General features: G+C 49.4%; 27 protein-coding genes and 3 pseudogenes. All 30 read left to right on the top strand.

The genetic code is table 11. From position 1 onward, the window contains the following. The first annotated feature begins 106 nt into the window (after positions 1-106). The 30 genes and pseudogenes from C7387_RS14000 to C7387_RS13860 all read left to right on the top strand — a co-directional run bounded on the left by C7387_RS14000 (position 107) and on the right by C7387_RS13860 (position 26338). Positions 107-463 (top strand): hypothetical protein, encoded by a 357-nt coding sequence (locus C7387_RS14000; protein ID WP_006818233.1) that lies wholly within the window; start codon positions 107-109, stop codon positions 461-463. A 48-nt stretch (positions 464-511) separates the two neighbouring features. Continuing rightward, positions 512-2530 (top strand): protein-disulfide reductase DsbD family protein, encoded by a 2019-nt coding sequence (locus tag C7387_RS13995; protein WP_120816918.1) that lies wholly within the window; start codon positions 512-514, stop codon positions 2528-2530. Continuing rightward, positions 2530-3132 (top strand): DsbA family protein, encoded by a 603-nt coding sequence (locus C7387_RS13990; RefSeq protein WP_006818235.1) that lies wholly within the window; start codon positions 2530-2532, stop codon positions 3130-3132. The genes C7387_RS13995 and C7387_RS13990 overlap by 1 nt, the downstream gene beginning before the upstream one ends. Continuing rightward, on the top strand, positions 3122-3625 hold the full coding sequence (locus C7387_RS13985; protein ID WP_006818236.1) for a protein disulfide oxidoreductase: 504 nt from the start codon (positions 3122-3124) through the stop codon (positions 3623-3625). Before C7387_RS13990 ends, C7387_RS13985 begins: the two co-directional genes overlap by 11 nt. A gap of 77 nt (positions 3626-3702) precedes the next feature. Further along, positions 3703-4536 (top strand): annotated as a pseudogene (locus tag C7387_RS13980) (IS3 family transposase); the annotation flags it as partial. Positions 4537-5233: 697 nt separating this feature from the next. Then, positions 5234-5338, top strand: a pseudogene (locus C7387_RS23180) (hypothetical protein); the annotation flags it as partial. Positions 5339-5909: 571 nt separating this feature from the next. Then, a complete protein-coding gene (locus tag C7387_RS23270) occupies positions 5910-6032 on the top strand; it encodes a hypothetical protein (RefSeq protein WP_276329989.1) in 123 nt (40 codons plus the stop codon). A gap of 93 nt (positions 6033-6125) precedes the next feature. Beyond that, complete coding sequence (moeB, locus tag C7387_RS13970; protein ID WP_158592524.1) at positions 6126-7211, top strand: molybdopterin-synthase adenylyltransferase MoeB; 1086 nt, start codon at positions 6126-6128, stop codon at positions 7209-7211. Between the two features lie 18 nt (positions 7212-7229). Continuing rightward, positions 7230-7490, top strand: a complete 261-nt coding sequence (locus C7387_RS13965; protein ID WP_120816916.1) for a hypothetical protein — start codon at positions 7230-7232, stop codon at positions 7488-7490. Continuing rightward, positions 7491-8075: a hypothetical protein gene (locus tag C7387_RS13960; protein WP_120816915.1), complete on the top strand. Its 585-nt coding sequence runs from the start codon at positions 7491-7493 to the stop codon at positions 8073-8075. Beyond that, positions 8072-8920 carry a multinuclear nonheme iron-dependent oxidase gene (locus C7387_RS13955; protein WP_120816914.1) on the top strand — a complete coding sequence of 283 codons (849 nt, stop codon included), beginning with the start codon at positions 8072-8074 and terminating at the stop codon, positions 8918-8920. The genes C7387_RS13960 and C7387_RS13955 overlap by 4 nt, the downstream gene beginning before the upstream one ends. Before the next feature lie 16 nt (positions 8921-8936). Then, a complete protein-coding gene (locus C7387_RS13950; protein WP_120816913.1) occupies positions 8937-11966 on the top strand; it encodes a carbamoyltransferase C-terminal domain-containing protein in 3030 nt (1009 codons plus the stop codon). Continuing rightward, positions 11950-13101, top strand: a complete 1152-nt coding sequence (locus C7387_RS13945; protein WP_158592523.1) for a YcaO-like family protein — start codon at positions 11950-11952, stop codon at positions 13099-13101. Before C7387_RS13950 ends, C7387_RS13945 begins: the two co-directional genes overlap by 17 nt. A gap of 2 nt (positions 13102-13103) precedes the next feature. Next, positions 13104-13769: a TfuA-like protein gene (locus C7387_RS13940; RefSeq protein ID WP_120816911.1), complete on the top strand. Its 666-nt coding sequence runs from the start codon at positions 13104-13106 to the stop codon at positions 13767-13769. Between the two features lie 3 nt (positions 13770-13772). After that, complete coding sequence (locus C7387_RS13935; protein ID WP_120816910.1) at positions 13773-15110, top strand: MFS transporter; 1338 nt, start codon at positions 13773-13775, stop codon at positions 15108-15110. A gap of 19 nt (positions 15111-15129) precedes the next feature. Continuing rightward, positions 15130-15705 carry a GNAT family N-acetyltransferase gene (locus C7387_RS13930; protein ID WP_120816909.1) on the top strand — a complete coding sequence of 192 codons (576 nt, stop codon included), beginning with the start codon at positions 15130-15132 and terminating at the stop codon, positions 15703-15705. Between the two features lie 5 nt (positions 15706-15710). Further along, positions 15711-16499, top strand: a complete 789-nt coding sequence (locus C7387_RS13925) for an aspartyl/asparaginyl beta-hydroxylase domain-containing protein (protein ID WP_244922381.1) — start codon at positions 15711-15713, stop codon at positions 16497-16499. Between the two features lie 239 nt (positions 16500-16738). Further along, positions 16739-16891: pseudogene (locus C7387_RS13920) on the top strand (DUF4942 domain-containing protein); the annotation flags it as partial. Between the two features lie 326 nt (positions 16892-17217). Then, positions 17218-18642 (top strand): integrase family protein, encoded by a 1425-nt coding sequence (locus C7387_RS13915; RefSeq protein ID WP_120816907.1) that lies wholly within the window; start codon positions 17218-17220, stop codon positions 18640-18642. Further along, on the top strand, positions 18639-19253 hold the full coding sequence (locus tag C7387_RS13910; RefSeq protein ID WP_120816906.1) for a hypothetical protein: 615 nt from the start codon (positions 18639-18641) through the stop codon (positions 19251-19253). The genes C7387_RS13915 and C7387_RS13910 overlap by 4 nt, the downstream gene beginning before the upstream one ends. 147 nt (positions 19254-19400) lie before the next feature. Next, the gene (locus C7387_RS13905) at positions 19401-19607 is read left to right on the top strand and encodes a helix-turn-helix domain-containing protein (RefSeq protein ID WP_120816905.1); all 207 of its coding nucleotides are present in this window, start codon (positions 19401-19403) and stop codon (positions 19605-19607) included. A gap of 433 nt (positions 19608-20040) precedes the next feature. Then, on the top strand, positions 20041-20346 hold the full coding sequence (locus C7387_RS13895; protein ID WP_120816903.1) for a host cell division inhibitor Icd-like protein: 306 nt from the start codon (positions 20041-20043) through the stop codon (positions 20344-20346). Continuing rightward, positions 20339-20464 (top strand): hypothetical protein, encoded by a 126-nt coding sequence (locus C7387_RS23265; RefSeq protein WP_276329988.1) that lies wholly within the window; start codon positions 20339-20341, stop codon positions 20462-20464. The genes C7387_RS13895 and C7387_RS23265 overlap by 8 nt, the downstream gene beginning before the upstream one ends. A 4-nt stretch (positions 20465-20468) precedes the next feature. Then, on the top strand, positions 20469-20792 hold the full coding sequence (locus C7387_RS13890) for a DUF4222 domain-containing protein (RefSeq protein ID WP_120816902.1): 324 nt from the start codon (positions 20469-20471) through the stop codon (positions 20790-20792). Then, on the top strand, positions 20789-22189 hold the full coding sequence (locus tag C7387_RS13885; RefSeq protein ID WP_120816901.1) for a helicase RepA family protein: 1401 nt from the start codon (positions 20789-20791) through the stop codon (positions 22187-22189). Before C7387_RS13890 ends, C7387_RS13885 begins: the two co-directional genes overlap by 4 nt. A gap of 367 nt (positions 22190-22556) precedes the next feature. After that, positions 22557-22769 (top strand): hypothetical protein, encoded by a 213-nt coding sequence (locus tag C7387_RS13880; protein WP_120816900.1) that lies wholly within the window; start codon positions 22557-22559, stop codon positions 22767-22769. Continuing rightward, the gene (locus C7387_RS13875) at positions 22766-24682 is read left to right on the top strand and encodes a ClpP-like prohead protease/major capsid protein fusion protein (RefSeq protein WP_120816899.1); all 1917 of its coding nucleotides are present in this window, start codon (positions 22766-22768) and stop codon (positions 24680-24682) included. Before C7387_RS13880 ends, C7387_RS13875 begins: the two co-directional genes overlap by 4 nt. Before the next feature lie 195 nt (positions 24683-24877). Further along, a complete protein-coding gene (locus C7387_RS13870) occupies positions 24878-25372 on the top strand; it encodes a DUF1441 family protein (protein WP_120816898.1) in 495 nt (164 codons plus the stop codon). A gap of 10 nt (positions 25373-25382) precedes the next feature. Beyond that, entirely contained in the window at positions 25383-25991 is a 609-nt protein-coding gene (locus tag C7387_RS13865; RefSeq protein ID WP_120816897.1) for a tail assembly protein, read from the top strand. Then, entirely contained in the window at positions 25988-26338 is a 351-nt protein-coding gene (locus C7387_RS13860) for a hypothetical protein (protein WP_244922378.1), read from the top strand. The genes C7387_RS13865 and C7387_RS13860 overlap by 4 nt, the downstream gene beginning before the upstream one ends. The last annotated feature ends 19 nt before the right edge of the window (positions 26339-26357 follow it).

Here is a 26357-nt window from a genome sequence, read left to right as displayed (position 1 = left end):
AAGACCCTCTCCCGGCGGGGGGAGGGTCAGACACTTCTTTACAGCATTAAGATTGCCAAAGTATTTCTCGCCGTTAAGATAAGCCTTGTGAATATTCGAGGTGGTGATGATCAAACGGCAGCGTAAAGCGATTCTTCTGGTAGCGCTCGCATGTCTGGTGGTGCTGGTATGCACCGCGCAGCGCATGGCGAGTCTGCACGCGCTGATGATGACCCCAACCGCCGTCGCCCAGTCCGCACAGCAAAACGCTGAGGCGGAAGCCCCGGTCACTCCCTGCGAGCTCAGCGCGAAGTCTTTGCTGGCCTCTCCTCCCGTGTTGTTTGAAGGTGCCCTGTTCGCCGCCGCGCTGCTGCTGACGGTCTTAGCCGCCCAGCCGGTACGTCGTGAACGCCGCTGGCCACCGCGGGTTATCTCGCCTCCCCGGCTGCGGGTGCATCTGCGATTATGCGTCTTCCGTGAATGAGTTCTGACCTGTTCCTGCAGGTTCATTAATCATTTACGGAGAAAAACTATGCTTACTTTTTTCAGGCAGCTTGTGCTCTGCCTGGTCTGTCTGTGGTTGCCCGCAAGCTGGGCGGCAGACAGCGGCTGGCTGCGCGCCGCCGATAACGATCACGCCAGCGTTCGCCTGCGAGCGCAAACCGGGCCGCAGGGTGATACCCGGCTGCTGCTGGATGTTGCGCTTGAGAAGGGCTGGAAAACCTACTGGCGATCGCCGGGCGAAGGGGGCGTGGCGCCGTCGATCGCCTGGTCGTCACCGCAGTCGGTGGACTGGCGCTGGCCCACCCCGCAGCGTTTTGAGGTGGCGGGTCTTGCCACCCAGGGCTATCACGGGAACGTCACTTTCCCGATGATGTTAAGCGGCAACGCGCCGAAAACGCTTTCCGGCGTGCTGACGCTCTCTACCTGTAGCAACGTCTGCATTCTGACGGATTACCCGTTCACGCTGGACATGAGCCAGCCTGCGGAGGCGAACTTCAGCTACGACTTCACCCGGGCGATGGGCACGCTGCCCCGCGCCGACGGCCTGACTTCGTCACTTAACGCCGAATATGCGCCGGGTAAACTGGTGGTGAAAGCCACGCGTGAAGCGGGCTGGCAAAAACCGGCGCTGTATCTGGATTCACTCGACGACGCCGACTTTGCGAAGCCGGAGATGACAGTGAGCGGCAACACCCTCACTACAACGGTGGCTGTCAGCGACGGCTGGGGCGACAGCGCGCCGGATCTGCGCGGTAAAACGCTTTCTCTGGTGCTGGCCGACAGCGGTCTGGCGCAGGAGAGCACGACGCTGATTGCCACCGCCAGCAGCTTGCCGACGGCGGGGCTCTCGCTGTGGCTGGTGGTGCCGATGGCGCTGCTCGGCGGCCTTATCCTCAATATCATGCCCTGCGTGCTGCCGGTACTGGCGATGAAGCTTGGCTCGGTGCTGCACGTGGAAGGGGCCAGCCGTGGCGTGGTTCGCCGTCAGTTTCTCGCCTCGGTGACCGGCATTGTGGCGTCATTCCTTGCGCTGGCGCTGATGATGACGCTGCTGCGCCTCAGCAACCAGGCGCTGGGCTGGGGGATCCAGTTCCAGAACCCGTGGTTTATCGGCGGCATGGCGCTGGTGATGGTGGCGTTCAGCGCCAGCCTGATGGGCTTGTTTGAACTGCGTCTCTCTTCCGGCGTGAACACGTTCCTCGCGACCCGCGGTGGCAACGGGCTGGGGGGGCACTTCTGGCAGGGAGCCTTCGCCACGCTGCTGGCGACCCCCTGTACCGCGCCGTTCCTCGGTACCGCCGTTTCGGTGGCGCTGGTTGCACCGCTGCCGGTGCTGTGGGGGATTTTCCTCGCGATGGGCGTTGGCATGAGCCTGCCGTGGCTGCTGATTGCCGCCTGGCCGGGGATGGCGCTGCGCCTGCCGCGCCCGGGGCGCTGGATGAATAGCGTGCGGGTGATCCTCGGCCTGATGATGCTGGGCTCTGCGCTCTGGCTGTTCACGCTGCTGACCGTGCATATCGGCCCGGCCGCGACGTGGATAGTGGTGGCGATTGTGGCGCTGCTGTTGCTCGCCGCGACGCTCCGGCGCTATCGCTGGCGGGTGGCGCTAAAGGCAAGCCTGGTGGCGCTGTTGCTGGCGGCGGTAGGCGTCTGGGCAACGCAGTCCGACAACGACGGCGTGGTTCGTGACCGGGTGCAGTGGCAGCCGCTCAGCGAGCAGGCGATTACCGATGCGCTGGCAGCGAACAAGCGGGTGTTTGTCGACGTGACCGCCGACTGGTGTGTGACCTGTAAAGCCAATAAATACAACGTGCTGCTGCGAGAAGAGATCCAGCAGGCGCTGACCGCACCGGACGTTGTCGCCCTGCGCGGCGACTGGAGTAAACCTTCAGAGAGCATCAGCCAGTTTCTCAACCGCCGCCAGAGCGCGGCCGTCCCCTTCAATCAAATTTATGGACCGGGTCTGCCGCAGGGGAAAATTCTGCCTGCGCTGTTAAACCGCGAAGTGGTGCAGAGCACCCTGTCCGACGCTAAAGGAACGAAGTAATGCGTTATTTCACACTGATCCTGCTGCTTTGTGTTTCAGCATTCAGCGTTGCCGCAGAACCGGCTTCATCCGGGGAAGATCAGCTGGCAAGCCTGCTGTTCAACGACCAGACCAACCCGCGCATTGGCGCTGAGAAACCGAAGCTGGTTATCGTCAGCTTCACCGATTACAACTGCCCGTACTGCAAACAGTTTGACCCGATGCTGGAGAAAATTGTCCACGACAACCCGCAGGTGCAGCTCATCGTGAAGCTGCTGCCGTTCAAGGGGGAAAGTTCAATGGCCTCGGCTCAGGTGGCGCTGACCGCCTGGCGACAGGCACCGGACAAGTTCTGGGCGCTGCATCAGCGGCTGATGTCGAAGAAGGGCTACCACGATGCAGCTTCGATTGCTGCCGCGCAGGAGAAAACCGGCACTTCTGACATCAAGCCCGACGACAAAAGCCGCGACAGCGTGCAAATGAACCTGATCCTCTCCCAGGTGCTGGGCGTGCAGGGCACTCCGGCCACCATCATCGGCGACCAGATGGTGGCGGGGGCTATTCCTTATAACGACCTGGAGGCGCTGGTGAAAGAACAGCTGGCGAAAGCCAATGCGCAGTAAGCTGCGCCGCTGGATGCGGGAACTGGTCGTCCTGCTGCTGCTGGCGATGGCAGTGATGTGGGGCATGGATCAGCTGCGTAAACCTGTGCTACCGGCAGATTTCTCCGGCATGCCGATGCAGACGCTGACGGGGAGTCAGGTGGATCTGGCGGCACTCAGCGCTGACCGCCCGCTGCTGCTTTACATCTGGGCGACGTGGTGCGGGATTTGTCGCTACACCACCCCGGCGGTAGACGAGATGGCGGAGCAGGGCGCGAACGTGATGACGCTGGCGATGCGCTCCGGCGACGACCAGGAGCTTACGCGCTACCTGCAAAAACGCCAGCTCAGCATGCCGGTTATCAACGATGCCCGCGGTAACCTGGCCAGGCAGTGGCAGGTGGGGGTAACGCCAACGCTGGTGGTGATTTCCAAAGGTAAAGTGGTGACCGCTACCACCGGCTGGACCAGCGCCTGGGGCATGAAGCTCCGGTTGTGGTGGGCGAGCGTGTAGGGAATGAAAGAATAAACCTGCCAGGGAAGGTGGAGTGCCCCCGAGCCCGTAGACAAATCTGCCCTATAGTTGGAGTGCCTGTTCGTTTACTCTGTCGGGTGCTGAATGTTCATCCGAGTGGGTTTTACACCTGGCTTAAGCAGCCGCATTCACCACGGCATCAGGCGGATCTCAGGCTGACAGGACAAATCAAACAGTTCTGGCTGGAGTCCGGTTGTGTTTATGGCTATCGCAAGATCCATCTCGACTTGCGAGATAGCGGGCAACAATGTGGGATTAACCGGGTCTGGCGACTGATGAAGCGTGCCGGGATAAAGGCTCAGGCCGGGTATCGAAGCCCACGAACGCGTAAAGGTGAAGCCAGTATCGTGACACCCAACAGACTCCAGCGGCAGTTCAACCCGGAAGCACCGGATGAACGTTGGGTAACGGACATAACTTACATCCGAACTCACGAAGGTTGGCTGTATCTGGCCGTAGTTGTTGACCTGTTCTCGCGCAAAGTTATCGGCTGGTCAATGCAACCGCGGATGACAAAAGATATTGTTCTGAATGCGCTTTTGATGGCTGTGTGCCGACGTAATCCCCAAAAACAGGTGCTGGTTCATTCTGATCAAGGTAGTCAGTACACAAGCCATGAGTGGCAGTTGTTCCTGAAATCGCACGGTCTGGAGGGCAGTATGAGCCGTCGTGGTAACTGTCACGACAACGCAGTTGCAGAAAGCTTTTTCCAGCTACTGAAGCGTGAACGGATAAAGAAAAAGATCTACGGAACACGGGAAGAAGCACGCAGCGATATTTTTGATTACATCGAAATGTTTTATAACAGTAAGCGTCGGCATGGTTCGAGTGATCAGATGCCACCGACGAAATATGAAAATCAATATTATCAACGGCTCGGAAGCGTCTAGATTATCCGTGGAGATTCAAGATTTGAGTTTTCGTGATCTGGCTATATGCAGTTTTTTTAGTCATGGTGAAAGCCTCATTGTTTCACTGTTGATTTTAGTTGGGATAGAGACAGCTAGCAAGGCTGTTATCTGTTGGTCCTTTACCAAAGGGTATTTTGATTTATCTGGTTACCTATTAACCGAAATCACAGGATGGTTATGATCGGTGAAATGGACGTGAACCATTATTTGTTAAGGAAAAATCATTTTGTGCACTGGTTTGATATGAGATAACGAGATGTATAATAGGCATTAAATGTTGACTGAGGGGTTACAGCATGGCAAAGCATTTTCATCGTTTATCGGAACTGACATCCTTTTCTGAGGATGAGAAAGGGCTGCGTTTGGGGAACGTACAATATTGTACGGTTGTGTTATCGCAGTAGGGTGTACTCCCGCGCTATACAGTGTTTAGCTGGTATGTTTGGGTAATGAGACAACCTAAATGCGACATCATGAACGCAATAACTTAAAAGCGATAGCTTGTGATAACAAATCAATCTGTCACCTGGCGGAAACGGTTTATTTATGCTCATAACGTACAATAATTTCCGTTTCCCAAACCGACCCCATCAATCGCACCAGCCAGTTCCGGGCTTCTCACTGCAGAAACAGTGTTCTCAGTAGCCACAGGCCCCTGACTCGATGTAACCCGAGTCACCACCAGTGTCGTTCAATGTGGCAGTTGCTGAAAAAAGTACGCCATTTTATGGAAACTGCCAGTCCGTTTCCCGGAAGTAAACATGGTCTGACAAAAGTGTAGCGGTATTAGGCGCAGCTATTTAGCCGTAGGGTATTTTATACATTCTATAATCGTCAGTTATGAACAATAATACATCATACATAATGTATTAATTGTACTTACTTTAATGGAAATCATAAAATTTACTGATCAAAAAAATGTACGCGCTCATAAAACTTATGTTGCTATGTGTTTGCAACATTATAAAAATTATTCTTTATAATGAATAAAATTAAGGTTATTTATCCAAAATTATTTAATTTCTCAGATTATTAAACCGTAAATGCGGGGTGTTGTGCTGCATGTTATTGGATGTTATTTTTTTGTTTCTAATGTGTAATATTCAATTTTCATTTATTTTAACTCATTGATTTAAATTGTTTTCCCACAAGTTTGATAATATTCACACTGCTGAGATTAATAAAAATATATTCTCATTTAACGTTAAAAATACAAATCATATCTCCCAGAATTAGTACACGTTGACATGCATTTAATGTTGCAGTACGGTTTATCTCGGCATAAAAATGCCATGTGAACAATGACGTTTTATTAAAACACTATCGCAAACATAATATTGAAGGATATAGAAATGGATAAGTCTCAAGAGTTAGAGCTCGCTGTTGCTGAATTGAATGCAGAAAATGCAGAAGCAGAAAATGAGTTGCTGCTAGATGTGACTTGCCTGGTGTCAAACAAAGAGTGGCAAGAGTAATATCCCGTGGCCGCAATGCGGCCACACTTCCATATAACTCCACTATGAAAATCAATGCATTTTAAATTATCATTGTGCAATACGGTGTGTTTTATGTTTAATAATACTGGTGGAATAGACAGTGTCAAAAGCATCACGGTAGATGAGTTAAAAACTTTTAACCCCCCTCTATTGATTGATGTTCGGGAAAGTCATGAGTATTCTAATGGTACCATTCCCGGTGCATTAACCATTGGGCGAAGCTTTTTAGAAATAGAATTAAAAAAACGGGAAGTATCCTCAGAACAACCTATTTTGCTATTCTGTGCCAGTGGATTACGTTCAAAATATGCCTCATTGAGTTTGACAACGCTGGGCTACTCACAGGTATATTCGCTTGACGGCGGCTTTGAAGCCTGGAAAGCTCAGGGCGAAACAATCGTATATCCCAAGATTCTTAATGAGAAAGAAAAATCCCGTTATGCCCGTCACCTGTCTTTAACAGATATCGGTAGTGAAGGGCAGATAAAAATCATGCAGGCTAGGGTGTTAGTTATTGGCGCGGGCGGGTTGGGTTCTTCTTGTTTATTATATTTGGCAGCAGCAGGTGTCGGTGAAATAGGTGTTGTCGATCACGATATTGTTGATCTTGGCAACCTACAGCGTCAGGTTATTCATAATGAAGCCACATTAAAAAGAAAAAAAATAGACTCTGCGCTCAGCACCCTTCAGGCTTTAAACTCTGATATAAAAATCAAAACCTATGATACGGCCGTCAATGCCGATAACATTTCCACGCTAGTCGCGGGGTATGACATTATTATTGACTGCACAGATAATTTTAATGCCCGCTACACAATCAATGATGCAGCAGTATTCGCGCAGAAACCGTTAGTTTCTGCCGCCGTTTTCCGTTTTTCCGGTCATGTATTAACGCGTACCAACCATACTTCACCATGTTACAGATGCGTTTATCCTGAAGCACCTCCTGCGGCACTCGCCCCGTCCTGTTCGGAAAATGGCGTACTAGGCGTGATACCTGGCATTCTAGGTCTGTACCAGGCAAATGAAGCCATAAAGATTATATTGGGCATCGGTGAAACTTTGGACGGAAAGTTGTTAAAAGTAGACATGCTTAATAATCAACATCACTTATTAATGACGAAAAAGCGACACGATTGCCCATGTTGCTATCAATGAAAAAGTAAGAGGACAGTCATGATCAATGTCTATCTACCTGAATCAATAGGCACCGTTCACCATATGAAAGTGAATGCCAAAAATCTTGACGGTGCGTTGAAAGAAATAAGAGAAAATACACCTGACACTTTTCAACTGATTGCTATAGAGCGAAACGGCATTTGCCAGGTAAAACCTTATATTACTTTGTTCATAAATGATGTCATGTCTGTGGAAAGTAATCCTGTATTAACCACGGGTGATCGAATTACGGTCGAAGTTGCTATTTCCGGAGGATGAATGGACGCTAAACTTTTACAAAAGGTTTATGTGTCGCTGCTCTACAGCGACAACTACCGAATGCTTGGTGCCGAGGAAGAATATCAATTCCTTAATAAAACCATGGACAGCGAACGCCTTAAGATCGAGCGCGCGGCGCGGCGGAGAAATTTGCGAACGGTGCTTTATTCCGATATGCATTTTGCACCTCGTTTTTTCACGAAGGAAGAGTTTCTCGATTTAGTGATTAAATACTGTGAATCAGATAGTTTCTGGAACTGGAATAGCCGCACTCTCGTTGAGAGCTTTTGTTATTTCGTTTTCCATCATTCTGCCCTTAGCGATGAAAAAAAGTTTATTTTCATGCTGGATGGAATTTATTCTGGTATTTCAACTGGTTTGGAAAATTCACCATGGCATTCATCAGTGAGCAAACGCCAGGCAAACGCACTAACGGAAGAAATCGGCAGCGATTGGTATTTACCTTTGGCTAACCTGAATAACGTATCCAATCTAGACGGTCTCGGTTTTGTCAACAAACCCACCTGCGTACGTTTCCATAATGAAAATGGAAAAGTGGCGCTTTCTTGTCGGGAGGCGGCATGACTGCACGCGTCGGTTTAGGTATTGATTATACCCATAGTTACGGTCATAAATTGCATGACTTATTACAGCTGGCCCCCAATGGAATTAGCCATTTATCCGTCGTTGCTATTCCTGATGAAGACGTTGCGCATACCTTCCGTCAAACGTTTTCACAATATGCGATGATCCATCATTTCTCTGGTATGGAGCCTGCCGGTATTGAGGGGTTACGGTCTGGCGTACTGAAAAAACAGAATGCTATCAGTGAAGTGTTACAGGCTGCCTGGTGCCTGGAAGATATCGGCATCTGGAATATTGGTCCCTATAATCTGCCCTATTTTGCAGCCCCAGTACTGTGTGAACCCGTATTGACCATGGCCATTGACGGCGTAAAACGTATTCAAGATGTTTCCAGTATCCCTTTCTCGGCAGAAATTCCCTCATTCAGTATTGCGGCAGGTGACATGCCGCTAGGCGAATTTTTCCATCGCCTGGTCGACGCGACAGGCTGTAACGTAGTGTTGGATATCAGCCACGTATTTTCCTACGCCATCTATTACGATTTGCCTCCTGAAAAGGTGTTGGCAACGTTACCGTGCCATGCCGTAAATGAAATACATATAGCAGGCGGCAGCGTTCACCCTACGCACCAATGGCGCTATCGGGATACCCATTCAGAAAAGATTGTTGCCGAGGTTTTCCCGCTGCTGGAGCGCGCGTTAGTTGACTGCCCTAATCTAAAGGCGGTGACGTATGAACTCGGCGTAGGTATCACGCCAGAAGTCATCACCACGGACTTGCGTAATATAGAAGAATCCTGCCAACGGATGAACTTTGTCCCTTCTTTTGATCAAGCGACCCGTTAGGTTGGTAAGGCAACGTATGAAAAACAATGGCACAAATATTCTCTTAATTGATAGCGCGGTAGAAAACCAAATAGTACGGCTAAAGGATGTGGCAGACTGGACGCTATTGCATGAGCATACGGTCAAGATTTCAGGTCTGTTAGCAGCAGAGCCCTTTACCGGTATTGGCACCGGCTTTAGCCTGAGCAATGTAATTTCAGCCAGCTATAAAGACGCCTTCAATCAAGGTTATGGTGCACTGAGAGAACGTATTCTGCATGAGTTTGGTGCCTGCCCTATTGAAGCGCACGCCTATTCCGTAGCAGAAAATGAACACAATATTGGTTTGCATACTGCATTATCAAAATATCCTGATGGCGTCCCCGAACCTTATATTTTAGCCTCCGCGGGGCATGATATCGGACGGCAACGCTTCCCGGGTTCATCATCAGAAACCATTGGTGTTGCACTCCTGCAATCCAATGGTGATATTCCCGGAATCCCTCCGTTAGGCCATGGTAATGTTGAATTCCTGGTCGAGGAATTCGATTATCCAACTCAAGATGTATCGCGGCAAAAAACAATCACCAAAGGCACGTCAGCCGCAGTGGTGTATCTTGCAGGCCTCGCATCTTCGCTGCATCAACAATTGCATCAACAGCAACTACCAAACGATAGGCTGGCTTTACATAGCGCTATGCTGTGCCTGGCTCGGCGCTATCAGGATTTTTATCTTTTTGATCATGCGCCGCTGTTGGCTTACCCTCTGCAAAGCCGGATAGTCAACATCCCCCGAGCAAAACAGGCAGAAATTCAACTGACCGCGCAATCGTCCATTGCGGGGACACAGATCGCGGTGGTGGCATCTTACCAGGGAAAAATAGTCCGAGAAGCACAGCTGAGTATGCTGTTGAATGACCAGTCTATTTTGGGATCACGAGGCACGTTGCTGGTCGCACGAGAGCACCTTGTATCAGGCGTAACCAACATGACATTACACGTCGACGGCAGGATTGATCGGTTAACCCTGGCAGGCCAGGCAATTTTTACCGCCGATATTACCCAACTGGAGCCTCTGGTCGCGCCTGGTGATGACATTATTGTGGGTATTTCTGCCAGTCACGATGCCTCCGCCTGCTTAATGATCAACGGCAAAATCCGCTATGGCATTCAGTTAGAAAGATTAACCCGCGTCAAACGTGACGGCCGCAGCGTTCTCGACAGCACGCTGGCGGTGGATTATTGCCTTGAGGCCGCTGGCCTGACACGGGATGATGTAAATTGCTTTGCCTATAACATTCAATCCGCTACCCCGGAATATATAGGGCTGAATCAGCCTGTTTGCAGTGCCGACTTCCGGTTGTTTGACCCCTATTCCGACAATATCGTCGTCGCCAGCCACCATTTATGTCACGCCTTCGCGGCCTGGTCAGGCTCCCGTTTCAGAGAGGGAAACGTCGTCGTGATTGATGGATCCGGTGGTACCGTCGTCGGCCACGATGATTTACTGTTATCTGGCACCGAGTTTGCCCGTTATTTAAATACTGGGCTTGAGGGAAAAAGGCCAGAATTGCACGTGGTTTCACACTACGTTTTCACTGAAGATAATTACACGTTACGCCACCGGGAATATAGCCCATCGTTCAACGTCAGAAGCGGCAGCTGCTCTTTGGGAGAAGCCTACGCTGCAGTGAGCCAGTTGGTGTTTAATTCATGGCACGCCTCTGGAAAATTAATGGGGTTGGCGCCATATGGTTCACCTAAATTTGCGGACGAGATAGCAATTGAAAGCCCGCAAGGCATTTCGTTCGGCTATAACTGGAAACAAAAATTCACCGAGAAAAAAAACAACCCAATGGATTATGCCGATCTGGCAGCCTCGGTGCAGATGGTGCTGGAAAAAGGCGTTTTCTCCCGACTTGAACATTACGGTCTGGATAACAGTGAACCGCTGGTGATGACCGGCGGCGTCGCCTTGAACTCCGTCGTTAATCACAAAGTTCGGCAGCAGTTTAAACTCAAAGATTTCTATTTGTTCCCCGCACAACATGACGCTGGTATCTCAATCGGCGCCGCCACCGCCGCGTATTACAAACGGCATGGCAAAATACTCAGTAACGCATTCAACCACGACTACCTGGGCAAAATTTACAGCTATCACCAGGTCGGATTAACGCTCAATCGTTTTGCCGACCGGATACAGGTTTCTCCTATTGATGTTCAAAGCCTGGCCGCACGATTGCATGCGGGGCAAATCATCGGATATTTCTCTTGCAAGAAAGGCTCTGAATTTGGCCCAAGAGCGTTAGGGGCTCGCTCATTGTTGGCCAGCCCATGCTCTATGGATACCTGGAAATTTATTAACAAGTGGGTCAAATTTCGGGAAGATTTCCGCCCGTTCGCGCCGATGGTCGCAGCGGAACATCTCAACCGCTATTTTGAAGGTGAAGGAGAGCATAAATATATGCTCGAGGTTTTGCCGGTCAGGGAGGAATACCGCAAACAACTGGCAGCCATCACTCATGTTGATGGCTCTGCGCGAGTACAAACCGTCTCTGCCAGTGACAATGCTGAAATCCATGCGCTACTCAATGCATTTGCGGCGTTATCTGACTTCCCTATTTTGCTGAACACTTCTTTTAACGTTCGCGGCCAGCCGATTGTTGAACAGCCACAACAGGCAATTGAGATGCTGCTTTCCACGCATATTGATGCGGTAGTTTTTGACGACTATATCGTCGAACTACGCCTCAGTTCGTTCCGTGACGATCATCTCCCCGGTTTGTTGCGCCTGAGTCCCGGCTGCAAGTTACAAAGCGTACTGGAAAAAAACGAACACCGGCATCAGTTGATTCACGAGTATCAAGGCCACGCTCAGTACATCAGTACACCGCTGTACCAAGCCATAGCGCAGCTTGTTTCGTTCCACCAACTGGCGGAAGCGCAGCAGTATTATTCCGGCCTGAGTCAGGGTCTTAAACAGCAATTAGCGCATTATGTTCGTTTGAAATTCTTGAACATCGCCCATGATTTTTCCAGCGGAAACGGGCATGCAAAAGTTAGCTAACTCAGGATTGCGCCGTTATTCATCGAAAGAGGCTCTTACGCTGGCGCTTCCCTTACAGCGTCTTTTGGGGATCTCACGATTAGCCTCTGTGGGTGAATTTATCGATCTTCCTGGCATCAGCGTGGTAAATGCCGTGCGAACGACGCTGAAAGAAGGCCAGGTTTCCTCAACACAAGGTAAAGGACGCAGCCTGGTATCTGCTACCTGCAGCGCCTTGATGGAAGCCTATGAAAGGCACTGTGCATGCTGGTGTGATGATGCTATTTACCCGCGAACGGCCGATCAGGAGGATTCTGCGCTAGTGGCTCAGTTGGGCTTTAAACCCGACGGTGAAATCACTTTTTGGATGAACGGACAAGAATTGCATACGGGTAAGCCCATACGCATCCCCGCGATTGAAGTGCAATTTCCTTACCATAAACCGGATGCAAAGCTGACCAATGTTCGCGCGCATACGTCAGGACTGGCGACGGGAGGAAGCAAAGAAGAAGCTATTTGCTTTGCAATGATGGAGACCATTGAACGGAATATAACTTCGCATTTTTATCAACACTGTTTATCCAGTATTTGCGCCGACATGGTCGATTTAAACAGCATCGTTCATCCAGCAACACGGGCACTGTGGCACAGTCTGAACGACAAAGGCTACGAAAGTTTTGCCCTGCGTATTCACGGCCCACTCCCTGTTTTTTATGTCGCATTGTACGATCCTGTCAGCATGGGGCCGAAGTTTATGATCGCGGGATCTGCAGCAGGTTTCACCGAATCAGAAGCACTTGATGCCGCATTATTAGAAGCGGTTCAGGGTTTGGTCGTCAGCCTGCAAGCATCTCGTGAAGATTTGAGCCGCCAAAAGCACAAGTATGCTTCACAGACGTTCTCCAACCAGTCCAGGTTCAGTACGCTGCGCGACCTGTTTCGCAAGCATTACCCAAGTTTCAGCCTACCGTTGCAGGAAACATCGCCAGCGACATTACAGTGTGCTACTCAGCATCTTGTCAGTATGCTAACCGCTCAAGGAAAAGAACGAATTTATATCGTGGATCTGTCGCTTCGCGATACGCCTTTCCACACGGTTAAAGCCATTGTACCCGGTATGTTTGATCGCCACGTCAATCCAGAGAGAGATGCTTAACCATGCTGTTTTCTCGCAAACACAAACCCGCCGTATTTGTTGGCCCTTCCCTGTCGAATCCACAGAACGATTCGCTGTTTGAAATTCGGCCACCGATCCAGGCCGGCGATTTGAATGCATTAAAGGGCTCTGGCCAACCCGTATTAATCATTGACGGGCTGTTTGGCTCCACGATGTCGATAACCGTAGTGGAATGTCTGGAGTTTTTGCAGGCCGGTGGCATTTTATTAGGCAGCTCTAGTATGGGCGCATTGCGCGCGGCGGATTGCTATAACAATGGCATGGTAGGAATAGGACAAATATTTCAAGGCTATTTGCTGGGTTACTATCGTTCTGATACCGATGTAGCCGTGCGTTATCACGCGGGCAGCTATGACGAAATCACACTTTCCTATGTTCATATCGATCGCCTTATTTGTTTTTTGACACAGTCAGGGCTACTGTCGAGGGTAGACGCTCGCAAGATCTTGTCTCAGGTTCGCGCGATTAGCTGGTATGATCGTTATATCGATAGAATCGTTGATATTGTGTGTTCACATTCCGCGGGTATTGAGGGCAATCAACTGATTAAATTATTTAAAGATGAGGCACTGCATCCTAAAAAAGAGGATGCAAAGTTAGCCATACATTATTTTACTCAATTTTATTTGGCACGATGTGAGAGCTAGGAAATGAAAAAAAGTGTTTGGTTGAAAAAAATAGGTTATCTAGACAGCACCTTTCGTGCAATGCAATCGACCTCAAATCAGATCAGTCATTTATTGGTTGGCGCTCTTGGTGGTATGTTCGGTTCCGCGGTTTCTTTACGCGTTTCAATTGCATTCTATTCCTCTATATTATTAGAGATCCCATCAGGTTTACTCGCTGACAGGTTGGGACATTTCAAAAGTGTCTCTCTCGGGTGTCTATTTACTGCCATTGCATTGATTGCTCTCTATTTTTCTTTAGCATCATCAAGCGAAGTTAGCTTGCAAATTACCATGCTGATTTTCAGTTCATTTATCAGCGCAATTGGGATGTGTTTGATTTCAGGCGCATATCAAGCAATGCTGCAAGACATGATCGACTTTCAAATCATCAAGAATAATGAGGCCAGCGGCATGCGAACCAAAGCATTGCTGCTGTCACAACGTTATGGAAAGGAAATTGTTTCGGTTGTACCTATTCTATTTTTGCTGATCTTACTGATTATGTATCGTACCGTCGGCCATGCTGAGATCATGCTATTCATTCCAGCAGCCATGTTTATTTGCTTAAGCTTCTGGCTGTGGAACTATCCGGAAAGAAATGAAATGCATGCCAACATTACTGCCGAAACAGTAACGTTAGTAAAGAGTAAAAACACCCTTAAAAACTTTACTCATCATCTTAAAACGATGTCTCGGGAGCAGCTATTTGTATTGCTAAAACTTTCTTTAGTTATTATTTTCTTAAACTTCTCCATGGTACACGTTCATACGTACTTGATGGTGGCCGAATTTAGAGAATATAACATCATGAATATTCAGGTGGTTTATCTCATCCCTCTGTTCATTTTTATCGCTTCATTCGATGCTGCTCACTATGTTAAGGGTGTTATTGTACCGCATGTCGCCGCACGCTTTTCCGACCGAAATATGATTATTATATCATTTTCCAGCCTTTCACTACTCTCAGCGCTATGCTACGAGTTATATCTTCATTGGAATGGCATTTTCGCCCTTATTTTGTATGTATTATTTTTCCGCGCGGCCGTTACCATAGGTCAAGATGTGGCCATCAGTAATTTACTGGCCCGCCTTCCCGAGGAAATAAGGGCATTTTCACTTAGTCTCGTGATGAGCACGGTGATTGTACTCTACGGTGCATATTCCATTTATTTAACGTTCATTGGCGTTGGAACTGAACCTGCACAAAATGTGCTGCTGGAGATACTATTTTTAGCTTTATTAGGGGGAGGCATGGCACTATATATTAAAATCACGCCACTGACTGAACCTCAAACATCAGAAATACAGCAGACTAACTGAGTGCGTTTGGAGTAACATTATGAAAGACCAAAAGATAAAACTGTTTTCTACAGAAAGAACGGATGTGTACTGTCTGACGGAGAGTTTTTCTCAGACAATGCAAGCCTTCCTAATAAAAAACAAAGAAAAATTTGCCCCCTTCGAGCCTTTGCGTTCAGAAGATTATTTTTACGAAAGCAGTATTAGACAGCGTATTTCTGCATCCTGGGTAGACTATGAGGCAAAAAAATGTTTGCTGCTAGTATTCACACTGAAGGATTCGGCGGAAATTATCGGCAGTGTTAACTTCACAAATTTTATTTATGGTGTTTTTCAAGCCGGCTATCTGGGTTTCTCTTTGGATAAGAACCACGAAGGGAAAGGATTAATGCATGAGGTTTTGTCGTTTTCCATAGACTATGTCCATCAACAGTATGGTCTACATCGTATTATGGCAAATCATTTGGCTGATAATCAACGCAGTAAAAATACGTTGGCAAAACTGGGATTTGTGCAAGAAGGCTTTGCCCGCTCTTATCTAAAAATTAACGGTATGTGGCAGGACCATGTATTAAATTCTTATGTCTTTCCGGTAGATGAGCAGGAGCCACAATAGTGAGTATGACACCATCTTATCAGCCTCTAAAGGATGAGCTGGGCGAGATTTCTCGCCAGGCTAGTGAAAAATATGGTCCTGGTACAACAAAGCGACTGGATTCATTTTTTTCAAACCTATTAGGTGAGGATAAAATACCATCTAAACACCCTACGCAAAAACCAAGATTACTTTTTTATCCCGGTTTAAATAATGGGCCATGGATTGACGAGGGAGCGTTCCATCAGACACGGAAAATTTCACACCTGTTGGCAAAAAACTATCAAATTATTAAGGCAGAGTTCAACTCCGCCGTCGAACATCTTTCAGGTTACGCCTCGCAGGGGCTTTTCAAAAATCTAAATGAAAATGACTGGACATCTATTACTCTGTGGAGTCGTGGAATATTTAGCGATAAAGCAGGCTATTTTCCGCAGACAAAACAAATTATTAAAGAGTTTGAAAATGACCTTTTCCCATGGCGTGGGGAAGTCACCTTCATGCGACTGAAAGCTGGTGCTTATCTCCCTGAACATTATGACTGGACCAATATGCAGATTACCGGTCATTTTGGGATTAATATTCCTGATGAATGCGGGCTCACCGTCGCCGGAGAAACCCGGAGCTGGCAAGAAGGCGAGACATTATTTTTTGATCACAGCTTTTTACATAATGCGTTTAACCGGTCGAATGAAGATCGTGACATTCTGCTGTTCAATTTATTACACCCCGAGCTCGATACGGCCGAAGTGTATGGAATAAAACGATTAGGTGCGGTTTTGAATAGAGTTGCTCAAAAAAAGCAGTCCTCTTAATATCGAGTGCTGGAAATATAAAACACCCGTGACCTGGGTACAGCTCGGTTCCCCAGATATATATTAGTCACGGCTTGATCTGACATATGACCTTTAAAGGTTGAGAGTTACCGATTTGATATGGGTGTCGAATCCTTATACAAAACACGAGGTGACTCTCATGCTTCATACTACCAATCCCCTCATTAAACACAAAACAGGTTTGCTCAATCTGGCCGAAGAACTTAGCAGTGACCTGCTCCCCGTCGAAGGATGCTTACGAAGATGATTTCTTCAGTATTCGTTACTTCCTGAAAGGGACTGCGCACATCATTTTTAAGCGTCCTGACCTGACAGAAAAGATGAATGATATCGTGGCGAAGCACTATCCGGGGATGTTGGCAGAGAGATGAAGACGGTAGAGGCTAATTCCTTACCTGACCCATTACCTGACCCGATTCGTATAAAACGAAAAAGGAGTCAGACGATTTCTCATCTAACTCCTTGTTTTGTTTGGTGGCCCCTGCTGGACTTGAACCAGCGACCAAGCGATTATGAGTTAGAATGAAACTTCTTACTTTAAAATACTTATTTATAATTTTCAGTTAGTTAAGTGATATCCAGGTACTGTATAAATAACCAGAAATACTCTAAAATACTCCTTTGAGGTATCCTATAGGTATCCTAGAGAAAAACAAGCGATGTACAGGATACCCTAATCGCTTGGTGTGGAGTGTTTGTGGAAACATTCAAATTTACGAAAACTAAGCTCGAAAGCTTGCCTCCTGCCGAGCGTGGCCAAGTTGAGTACGGCGATACAATCGTTAATGGCCTGCGCATCCGTATTGGCACCAGTGGTGTGAAAAGCTTCTGTATCTCACGTAAGCGAAATGGAAAATTCATCCGCGCCACGCTGGGCCGTTTTCCGGATCTTACTATTGATAATGCCAGGGCAAAGGCACTCGAAATGCTGGGTGACGTAGCTACCACCGGGAGAAACCCTAATGTGGAAAAGCGAGTCAATGAGAGGGCATCTGTTACACTTGCCGATGCACTGGATGCCTATATTAAGAACCGTGGCCACCGCTTGAAACCCACAACCGAAAAGCAATATCGCGCTATCTTACAAAATTACTCTGGCGACTGGATGAAACAATCCCTCGCTACCATTTCGCGTGAACGTGTTGAGCATCGTCACAAAGCAGTAACTGATGGCTCAGTTTGGTTTGGCGCTGATAAGGAAACGCTCCGTGCTGGGGTAGGAACCGGTAGTAAATCCCAGGCTGACCTGTGGGCCAGAGCACTACGTGCTGTTTACCGTTTCGCGCATGATCATTATCGTAATGAAGAAGGGATAACGCTGTTACCTGACCCGCCAACACTGGTGCTGAGCACAAAACGTCAGTGGCATGGCACGGTCAGAAAGACAGAGCGCATCCGCACCCATGACTTTGCTCGATGGTTAAATGCCGTTGCTGTGGTTCGTGATAAGGCTGAAGAAGGACGAGACGACTTAGCGGCTGCAATATGTGACGCTGTAGAAATGTCGATGTTCACCGGGCTACGTAAATCAGAAATATTCGAATTAATCTGGGAACGGGTGAATATTGGCGGTCGCTATTTCTGGATAGATATCACTAAGAACGGCGATCCGCTGGAGCTACCGATCACTGAAACACTACTGAATTTGTTTCGTCGCCGGCTGAAACTGAAAACCGGAAACGAGGTTTTAGTGTTTCCAGGAGCTAAAGGAATCATTAAAGAATATCGCCATGTAATCGATCGTATCAGTGCCGCCACTGTCCCTGACCCCAATCCTGATATGCTCCAACCTATCCCTTTTAAGTGGCACGATGCCCGCCGCACGTTCGGTACAGTCGCTGAGCTGGTGGGCGTCGGTAGTTATATCCTCAAGCGACTGATGAACCACAAAACGATGCGAAGTGCCGATGTAACGCAGGGCTATCTTCATTTCGGTGCTGACGAGCTACTTGAGCCAGCAACCAGGATAGAACGGGCTGTTCTTGAATATGCTGGCCTAGTGGAGAGTAAAAGCAGACTAGATGCTCAGTTACTCGCCGCTATGGAGTCTCTGACCGATGAGCAGAAGCGGAGAGTTATTTTTGACATGCTAAATCACGATAACAGGCAGGTTGAAAAATGAGTTATTTGAAAAGAGTTGATAATAAGCATGTGGCAAAAATGATTGCCTTTAGAAAAATGTTCGATGATTTTTCATCTGAGCGGGCATCGGAGCATGTTAATTCCACTGAAAAGTTGGTAGATAAAAAAACTATCAGTGAGAAAAAGTGGATTGCTGATCAGCTTGCAGTAGCAGAGCTGGTTTATAAGAGCAGGAGGGTTTCTCCTGATGAAGAGACCTTGACTAGAGCTGTAAATGTTCTGACAGTCCTTGGTTATACGGATCTAGCGAGGGATCTTGGAACTTTTACTGAAAAAGTTATCCGCAGTACAACTTTCAGCGATATCTATATTAATAACATTATCGATGGCGCAATCAAAAAGAACAGAAGCGACGCAGCTTCAGGTTATCGCCATCATTTAAGCGATGAAATTTTGGCAATTATGAAAGCCACCTGGAAGAAAAATCCAGCATTGTCAAAAAAGAAAATAATTGCAAAATTAATGATTCGCTATGAGGGGCGAGTAGATGAAGGAACCCTGGATAGCTGGATCAAGAAAGAAAAATTGTTGCCACCAAAACCAAAAAAATACTTAATTTCTGATTTGGTTATTCCCAGCCAGTACGCATAGCGTTGGATTACCAAATGGGGAGGGGATAGCAGATACCCATCCCCATAAGTAACTCGCCATTCTGAATATTTGCTTCTCATCTTATTGGAAAAAAATCAAAAAATTAGAGTAGCTCCCGTTGTTAACCAGCAATACACGGAGCTACTTATGCATTTAGCTGTAACCAGTAATTCAAAAAAACTCACTCGCAGTGAAGCCGCTGACCATCTTGGCGTTAACCCCCAAACGCTGGCGAACTGGGCGCATACCGGAAAGGTAAAAATTCCATTTCATAAAGTGGGCCGCAAGGTCATTTACTTCAAGGCTGATCTGGATGCTTATCTGGACTCCACTCGCAGAACTCAAACGGCATAGGAGCTGGATATGGCACATAAAACAAAGGCGGCCATGTCGGGCCGCCAGAGTCACAACGTCTTACTGAAGCGCGATCAGATTATCAGCCTTGCTGCTGGTGGTCAAAATCAGCCTTTTGGCTCGATGCCACGCTTACGGAGTTCCGATCTCCCGAGTTCCTTTAGCCAATTACTGGTACTGGTTTTTTCCTCTAAAGCCAGTTCATCAAATTGTTTGCGTAATTCAGCTGGAATGCGGATTGGGAGCATTGGTGACTTTCCCCCACCCTTCGGTTGCTTATCTCTTGATATTGACATGCATATGCCTATAGGTTTATCGTTGTCTCAAATAGGCATATACACTAACACGTGTAGGCCTATAAAGACAACGCCCCGGACTGCGGGAACAGTGCCAGGGCGTCTGACCACCACGTTAAACCAGTAACGAGGCAGCTATGAAAAATCATACCACACACCCGCAAGGGTGGGACTCAATCCACCAGCAAAAATTCACCTGGCTTTTCCTTGGTACACCCCGCGGCCACACCTGTACACCAATAGTTCTGCGCACCGTTGCCGACACGGAAGATACCGCCCGGGCAGCGTTCTGCGGCTGGGACTTAACCTTTGCCGCCAAAATCCGAACCGAAAGCCCGCTTTCAGTGTCGTTTATGGATTCTGAAAGCCGCACTCTGTGGAGCATTCTGGGTAGCGATCCTTACTGCGCGGAAGACATACCAACGGAGGTGCGTCATGCATAATTCCGATTTACCAGCAGATTACGAGATCGGCGTCCTGATGACCGTCAAAGAAGAATTTGTAAGGGTCATTCGCCTGTCGGTAAAAACGCACGGTTTATCCGGCACCGATAAGGAATAAGACCATGGTTAAAAAATTAAATCAGGCCCTGCCTGAGGGCCGCGCTCAACCAAAAATCGAGCTTAACAGTAGCTGGAAAGACTCCTTCGGTGAAAAAATTATGGTCACTAGTGTCACGGAAAGCCGCATTACGTATGTGCGTGATGGGTATCCCCGTGAATGCATCTGTTCTGAATATCGTTTTCGTAATGATTTTATTTTTTTGCCGGAAGAGACAGAAAAAAGCCAGGCGGCCGCTAAAGAAAATGGCCGAAAAAAAATAGCTGCTCTGCGTTCTTCTCTGCCGCTGAGTCTTGGATGTGACGGATGGGACAAGGGACTGAAATGAAAAACGCACCGAACGTTAAGGCGCTGCCGAAAGACAAATACACCGAAGCGATTATTTTTGCTGGCGCTGATGCATACGCACATGCAAAACACTGGAGCGAGAGCGAGGGTAAAAAAGCGGGAGATACAACGCCGCCGATCTACCTGGGGCGTGGCGAGCTGGCGCAGCTGCAAAATATCCGCGTGGTGGATGATGGCCGATATCGTGCGCGCGTCCTCCTGGCCGGGGAGATTACCGAACAGCAAATTAATGATGTGGCTATTCGTCTGGCTGCTGCTGGTGTGGTAGAGGCAAGGATGTACCGCAGCGCGGAGCACGAGCCAGAGGAATGGGGCGATTATCTCGATCGTCTGCGGGAAAACATCGAGGAGAACAGCCAGTACGTGCACACGCTGCCGCTGAGTGTTGGCTCTGACGGGTTCGACGTTGAGCAGGATTTCACGCTGAAAAGCTATCTCCCGGCGCAAAGCCTTAGCAGCATTTACGGGCCCAGCGGATCCTACAAGAGCTTTCTGGCGGTGTCGTGGGCGTGCCACGTTGCCGCCGGGATGAAGTGGGCGAGCAAGTCGGTTTCTGCTGGCTCTGTGCTGTACGTGGTTGGTGAGGGGGGGATTGGCGTTCCCCGGCGCATCAAGGCGTGGGAGAAGCTGCACGGGATTAAGCTGGATAACCTGTACCTGGTTAACCGCCCTGTGTTTCCGGTTCGCTCTGAGGATATCAGCCAGGTGATTAACGCCGCCCGTGACGTGGAGAGAAAAACAGGCCAGCCCGTTCGCCTTATTATTCTGGACACGCTGGCGCGTTGTTTCGGTGGTAACGATGAGAACGATGCGAAGGATATGGGGGCATTTATTGAAGGGTGCGACCATATCAAACAGGCGACACGCTCGACGCTGCTGGTGGTCCACCACTCAGGGAAGGACGATACCAAAGGCGCTCGCGGATCCAGCGCGTTCCGTGCGGCACTGGATGCTGAATTTAGCGTAAGGCGGGAGGGTGATGGCGGCGCTATCGTTCTGACCTGCACAAAGATGAAAGACGCCGAGGAGCCAAAGCAAGCGGCCTTTGATTTACGAACGGTAGAGCTGTTTACCGATCGCGATGGTGAAATGGTTTCGTCGCTGGTGGTTCGTGATGTACCGCGCGATGCAAAAGATGTGGATCCTGAACTGGCGGAAGTAAAAAACCTGACCGGCAACCACGAGATGATCTATCAGTTTATTCGCAGCCGTAAAGCGAGGGGAGAGCCATGTAATTATGCCGTTCTCCGTGATGATGTTATTGCGGCTACCGGAGAAAATGGCCGTAAAGGCTTCCGGCGCTGGCTTAACAAGCTCATTAATGGCGGTTTAATCACTGTGGATGATTCAGGAGAGGTTACGCTTATTTCTGGGTGAAAAGTGCGACAGTAAGTGCGCGAGGTGCGCGAAATTAACGATTCGCGCACTTTCTGTGTATTAAACACCCGAAAAGTGCGCGAATTTGCAAAACAGACCCGAAACCCGCGCCGTTACTGAGTTTTAGAGGTGCGCACTGGTAGTGATTTGCGCACCTAAGTGCGCGGGTAAAAAGTGCGACATAAAGTGCGCGAGGTGCGCGGATTGAGTTGCAGTGGAATGCTTGTGTACGCAAATCGAAACCGGGGATCCCTCGGTTTTTTTTATACCTGAAAACAATCAATCTGTTTTTCTGATAAAAATATATTTACTTACCACTTTTGGTGATCAATCATCATATCTGTTTACTTATACAGTAGAGGACACCATGAGTGACATTAACGATTTAAACATGGGCGAGATTAAAGGCGGTTCCGTTCATCTGGATGCACAAACCGTTTTACGCCTCAAGCAGTACCGTAACGACCACCAGCAAGTTAACCCCGGGCAGCCGTTACCTGGAGTGGCACAGGTAGTACGGCACGCCGTAAACGCATGGCTTGATGAAAATGGCTTTGCTGTTACGGAGGGCGAAAAATGAAAGGCTGGTACACCATTAAAGCGGCCAGCGATGGCGCCAGCGCAAATATCAGCATTTACGAAGAGATCGGTGGCTGGGGTATTACGGCGCAGCAGTTCTCCGAAGACCTGAAAGCCCTGGGCGATATCTCACATATCAGCCTGCACATTCATTCACCCGGTGGCGATGTTTTCGACGGCATCGCTATCTACAACCTTCTGAACAAACACCCGGCAAAAGTTACGGTGCAGATCGACGGTCTGGCCGCCTCTATGGCGTCAGTCATTGCGATGGCCGGTGACCGCATAGTTATGCCAGAAAACGCGCTCATGATGATTCACAAGCCGTGGGGCATTTCAGGCGGTAACGCCAACGATATGCGCGACTACGCCGAACTGCTGGATAAGGTGGAAAGCGTACTTATTCCGGCCTATTCCCGCAAAACGGGTAAATCAGCCGAATCGCTGGCGGCCATGCTGGAGGATGAAACCTGGATGGACGGGCGCGAATGTGTGACACAGGGTTTTGCCGATGAGCTGTTACCGGCTGTCAGTGCGATGGCCCGTATTGAATCGAAACGAATTGAGGATTTTGAGCATATGCCAAAAGAAATTAAAGGGATGATCACCAGCCCGAAAGGCTCCACCAGCAACGCGGCTCCGGAGCAAAACCGTATCAACGGGATTAAGGATCTGTTTGCCATGTTCGGCGGCAAGCATGACTCGCTCAAAATGCAGTGCCTGGAGGATGTGGACTGCACGCCTGAAAAAGCGAAAGACATGCTGCTGACGGTGCTGGGTAAGGGCGCTACGCCATCGAATAAAACCCCCACTGCGCACATCTACTCAGGTAACGGCAATATCACCGGCGACGCTATCCGCCAGGGGCTTTATGCCCGTCTGGGTCATGAGCGTGCCGAAAGTGGTAACCCCTACACCATGATGAGCCTGTTTGAAATGGCGCAGGCCTCGCTAGTGGATCGCGGTATCAGCGTGGTCGGTTTTGGTAACCGTTCGCAGATAGTGAATCTGGCGTTCACCCACAGCAGCAGCGATTTTTCGCATATCCTGGCTGGTGGTGCTGAAAAGTCGGTGCTCACCGGCTGGCAGAACAGCGGGGAGACGTTCCAGCAGTGGACGAAAAGCGGATCACTTTCCAACTTCCACGAGGCAAAGCGCGTCGGGCTGAATGGCTTCTCTGAGCTGGGTAAGGTGCCGGAGGGGGCTGAGTACAAGTACGTCACAACCAGTGACAGCGGCGTACCTATCGCCTTAGCGACGTACGGCAATATCTTCTCTATCACCCGTCAGGCCATCATCAATGATGACTTAAGCCAGCTGACAACCATCCCGCAGGCAATGGGGCGCGCTGCCGCGCGTACCGTAGGCAATCTGGTCTATCTGAACCTGACGAAAAACAGCAAGTTTACCGACGGCAAAGCGCTGTTCCACGCCGACCATAAAAACCTCATCGCTAAAGGGATGGACACCGACGGACTCAATGAGGCCCGTAAGGCTATGCGCCTGCAGCAGGATGCGAACGGCGACCCTATCAACGTCATTCCTGCCTACATTCTCGTTCCGGCGGCGCTGGAAGGGCTGGCAAACCGTGCTGTGCTGTCATCATCTTCCCTGTTCCCTGTAGACCAGGGCGGCACGCTGAACCAGAACCCCGGCATTATCAACGTGGTGAAGGATATGGCGCAGGTGGTGGTTGAGCCACGTCTGGACAGGGCCAACAACAAGGAATGGTACGTAACCGCAGCGAAAGGGATGGACACTATCGAGGTGGCGTATCTGGACGGAATGGACGTGCCTTATCTCGAGCAGCAGGAGGGCTTTACGGTGGACGGTATCGCATGGAAGGTGCGCATCGATGCTGGCGTGGCTGCGCTGGACTATCGCGGCATGGTTAAGTCGAGCGGTGCGGCCTGATGCTGGTCCGGGCGGCTGAGGCCGTCCTTTTTCAAAAGGTACTCCCTGCGGGGGAGCCTGCCACGAGGCGGCGGACTCGCGGGAAACGGCTCGTTTTTCGTATTTTATGCGTGCAGCAGCGGCGTGTTAATGCATTGATTTATAACGATACAGGTTGCTTTTGCTGCAAAAGTGACCGTGCAGCAGAGGTGAAGAATGGAGCTGAGCAGGACGCGGGTTAACGTCTCCCAGCTGGCGGAACTGGTGGACATGAATCGTAATCTGGTGGCGCGGCGGTTGCGTGAACTGGAGCTGGTCGGCGGGAACGGGGAAAACCTGAAACTGTACGAGCTGGGTCCGGCGCTGCAGGAGCTGCTGACGCCATCGATGAAGGAAAACGGTGAGATGTCGCCGCATGACAGGAAAGCCTGGTACCAGTCGGAGAATGAGCGCCTCAAGTTTGAGGAAGCCGAAAGGCAACTGCTCCCCATTGATGAGGTGGCGCGGGAATATGCGACGCTGGCAAAAGCGGTCGTTATGGTGCTGGAAACCCTGCCGGATATTCTGGAAAGGGACTGTGCGCTGACACCAGCAGCGGTTTCTCGCGTTCAGGTGATTATTGACGATCTCCGCGACGAGATGGCCAGAAAGGTAGAGAGTTCAGACAGCGAAGAAGGCTGGCCAGCGGTGGCCATCAGTGAGAAATTTTAGAGGAAACGACATGCAACACGAAGAATTCATGGCGACGATTAAACTGAGTGGTTCTCTCGCTAAGTTTTTTGGTCGTGATCACCAGCGCCTTATCCGTACGCCCCGGGAAGTGTTCCGTGCCTTGTCTGCTACGGTGCCGGGGTTTGAAAAATATATGAATACCGGTAGAGCCCGCGGGCAGACGTTCGCCGTCTTTGTGGGTAACAGGAACATCTCTGAGGATGACCTGGATTTTCCTCTAAATGCGAATGTCATCCGGGTTGTGCCGGTCATCATCGGCAGTAAGCGTGCCGGAATGCTACAGACAATTTTAGGTGCCGTTCTGGTCGTCGTAGGCGCCCTGGGGGCAACAGTCGGTCAGGCGTGGGGTGGCAGTGCATGGGGCCCGTACATGATGCAGGCTGGTGGGGCTCTTATGGCTGGTGGAGTTATTCAGATGTTGTCACCACAGCCTGCGGGTATCTCCAGTAAACAGGATTCTGACAATCGCGCCTCTTATGCATTCGGCGGAGTGACTAATACAGCATCGCAGGGCTACCCGGTACCGCTGGCTTACGGTAAGCGCCGCATTGGTGGCGCCATCATTTCAGCTGGTATTTACGTGGAGGATAAGATGTGAAAGAGCAGCCTCTGATGTGGCCGGAGGGGGAAACCTTCGTACGCGAGGTTATGATCCCTACAGAAGATGAGCCGTTTCCGGTGCTGGTCACGTTCACGGTTCCAAAATTTGAAGTTGCGGTAGAGTTCTGGAAGAACTCAGATCCAGAGAAGGCATACGGGCTTTTCCGGCAGTTCATTGTTGACTGGGATCAGCAGGATAAGCTGATGGATGATGTACTTATCGCCTATCTGTTCAAATGGCCTGGAACCGATGCGGCTATTTTTTCCGTGTGGTGTCAGCACATGAAAAAGGTACTATCAAGTTACCGGCAATCCTCCGTAAAAATATCGAACGCAATTAGCTAACTGCTTAAACCATATGGTC

It is taken from the genome of Yokenella regensburgei (genome assembly GCF_003634235.1).
GTDB lineage: Bacteria > Pseudomonadota > Gammaproteobacteria > Enterobacterales > Enterobacteriaceae > Yokenella > Yokenella regensburgei.
Note: the sequence above shows the minus strand (reverse complement) of the source record. Positions and strands in the feature narration are given on the sequence as shown.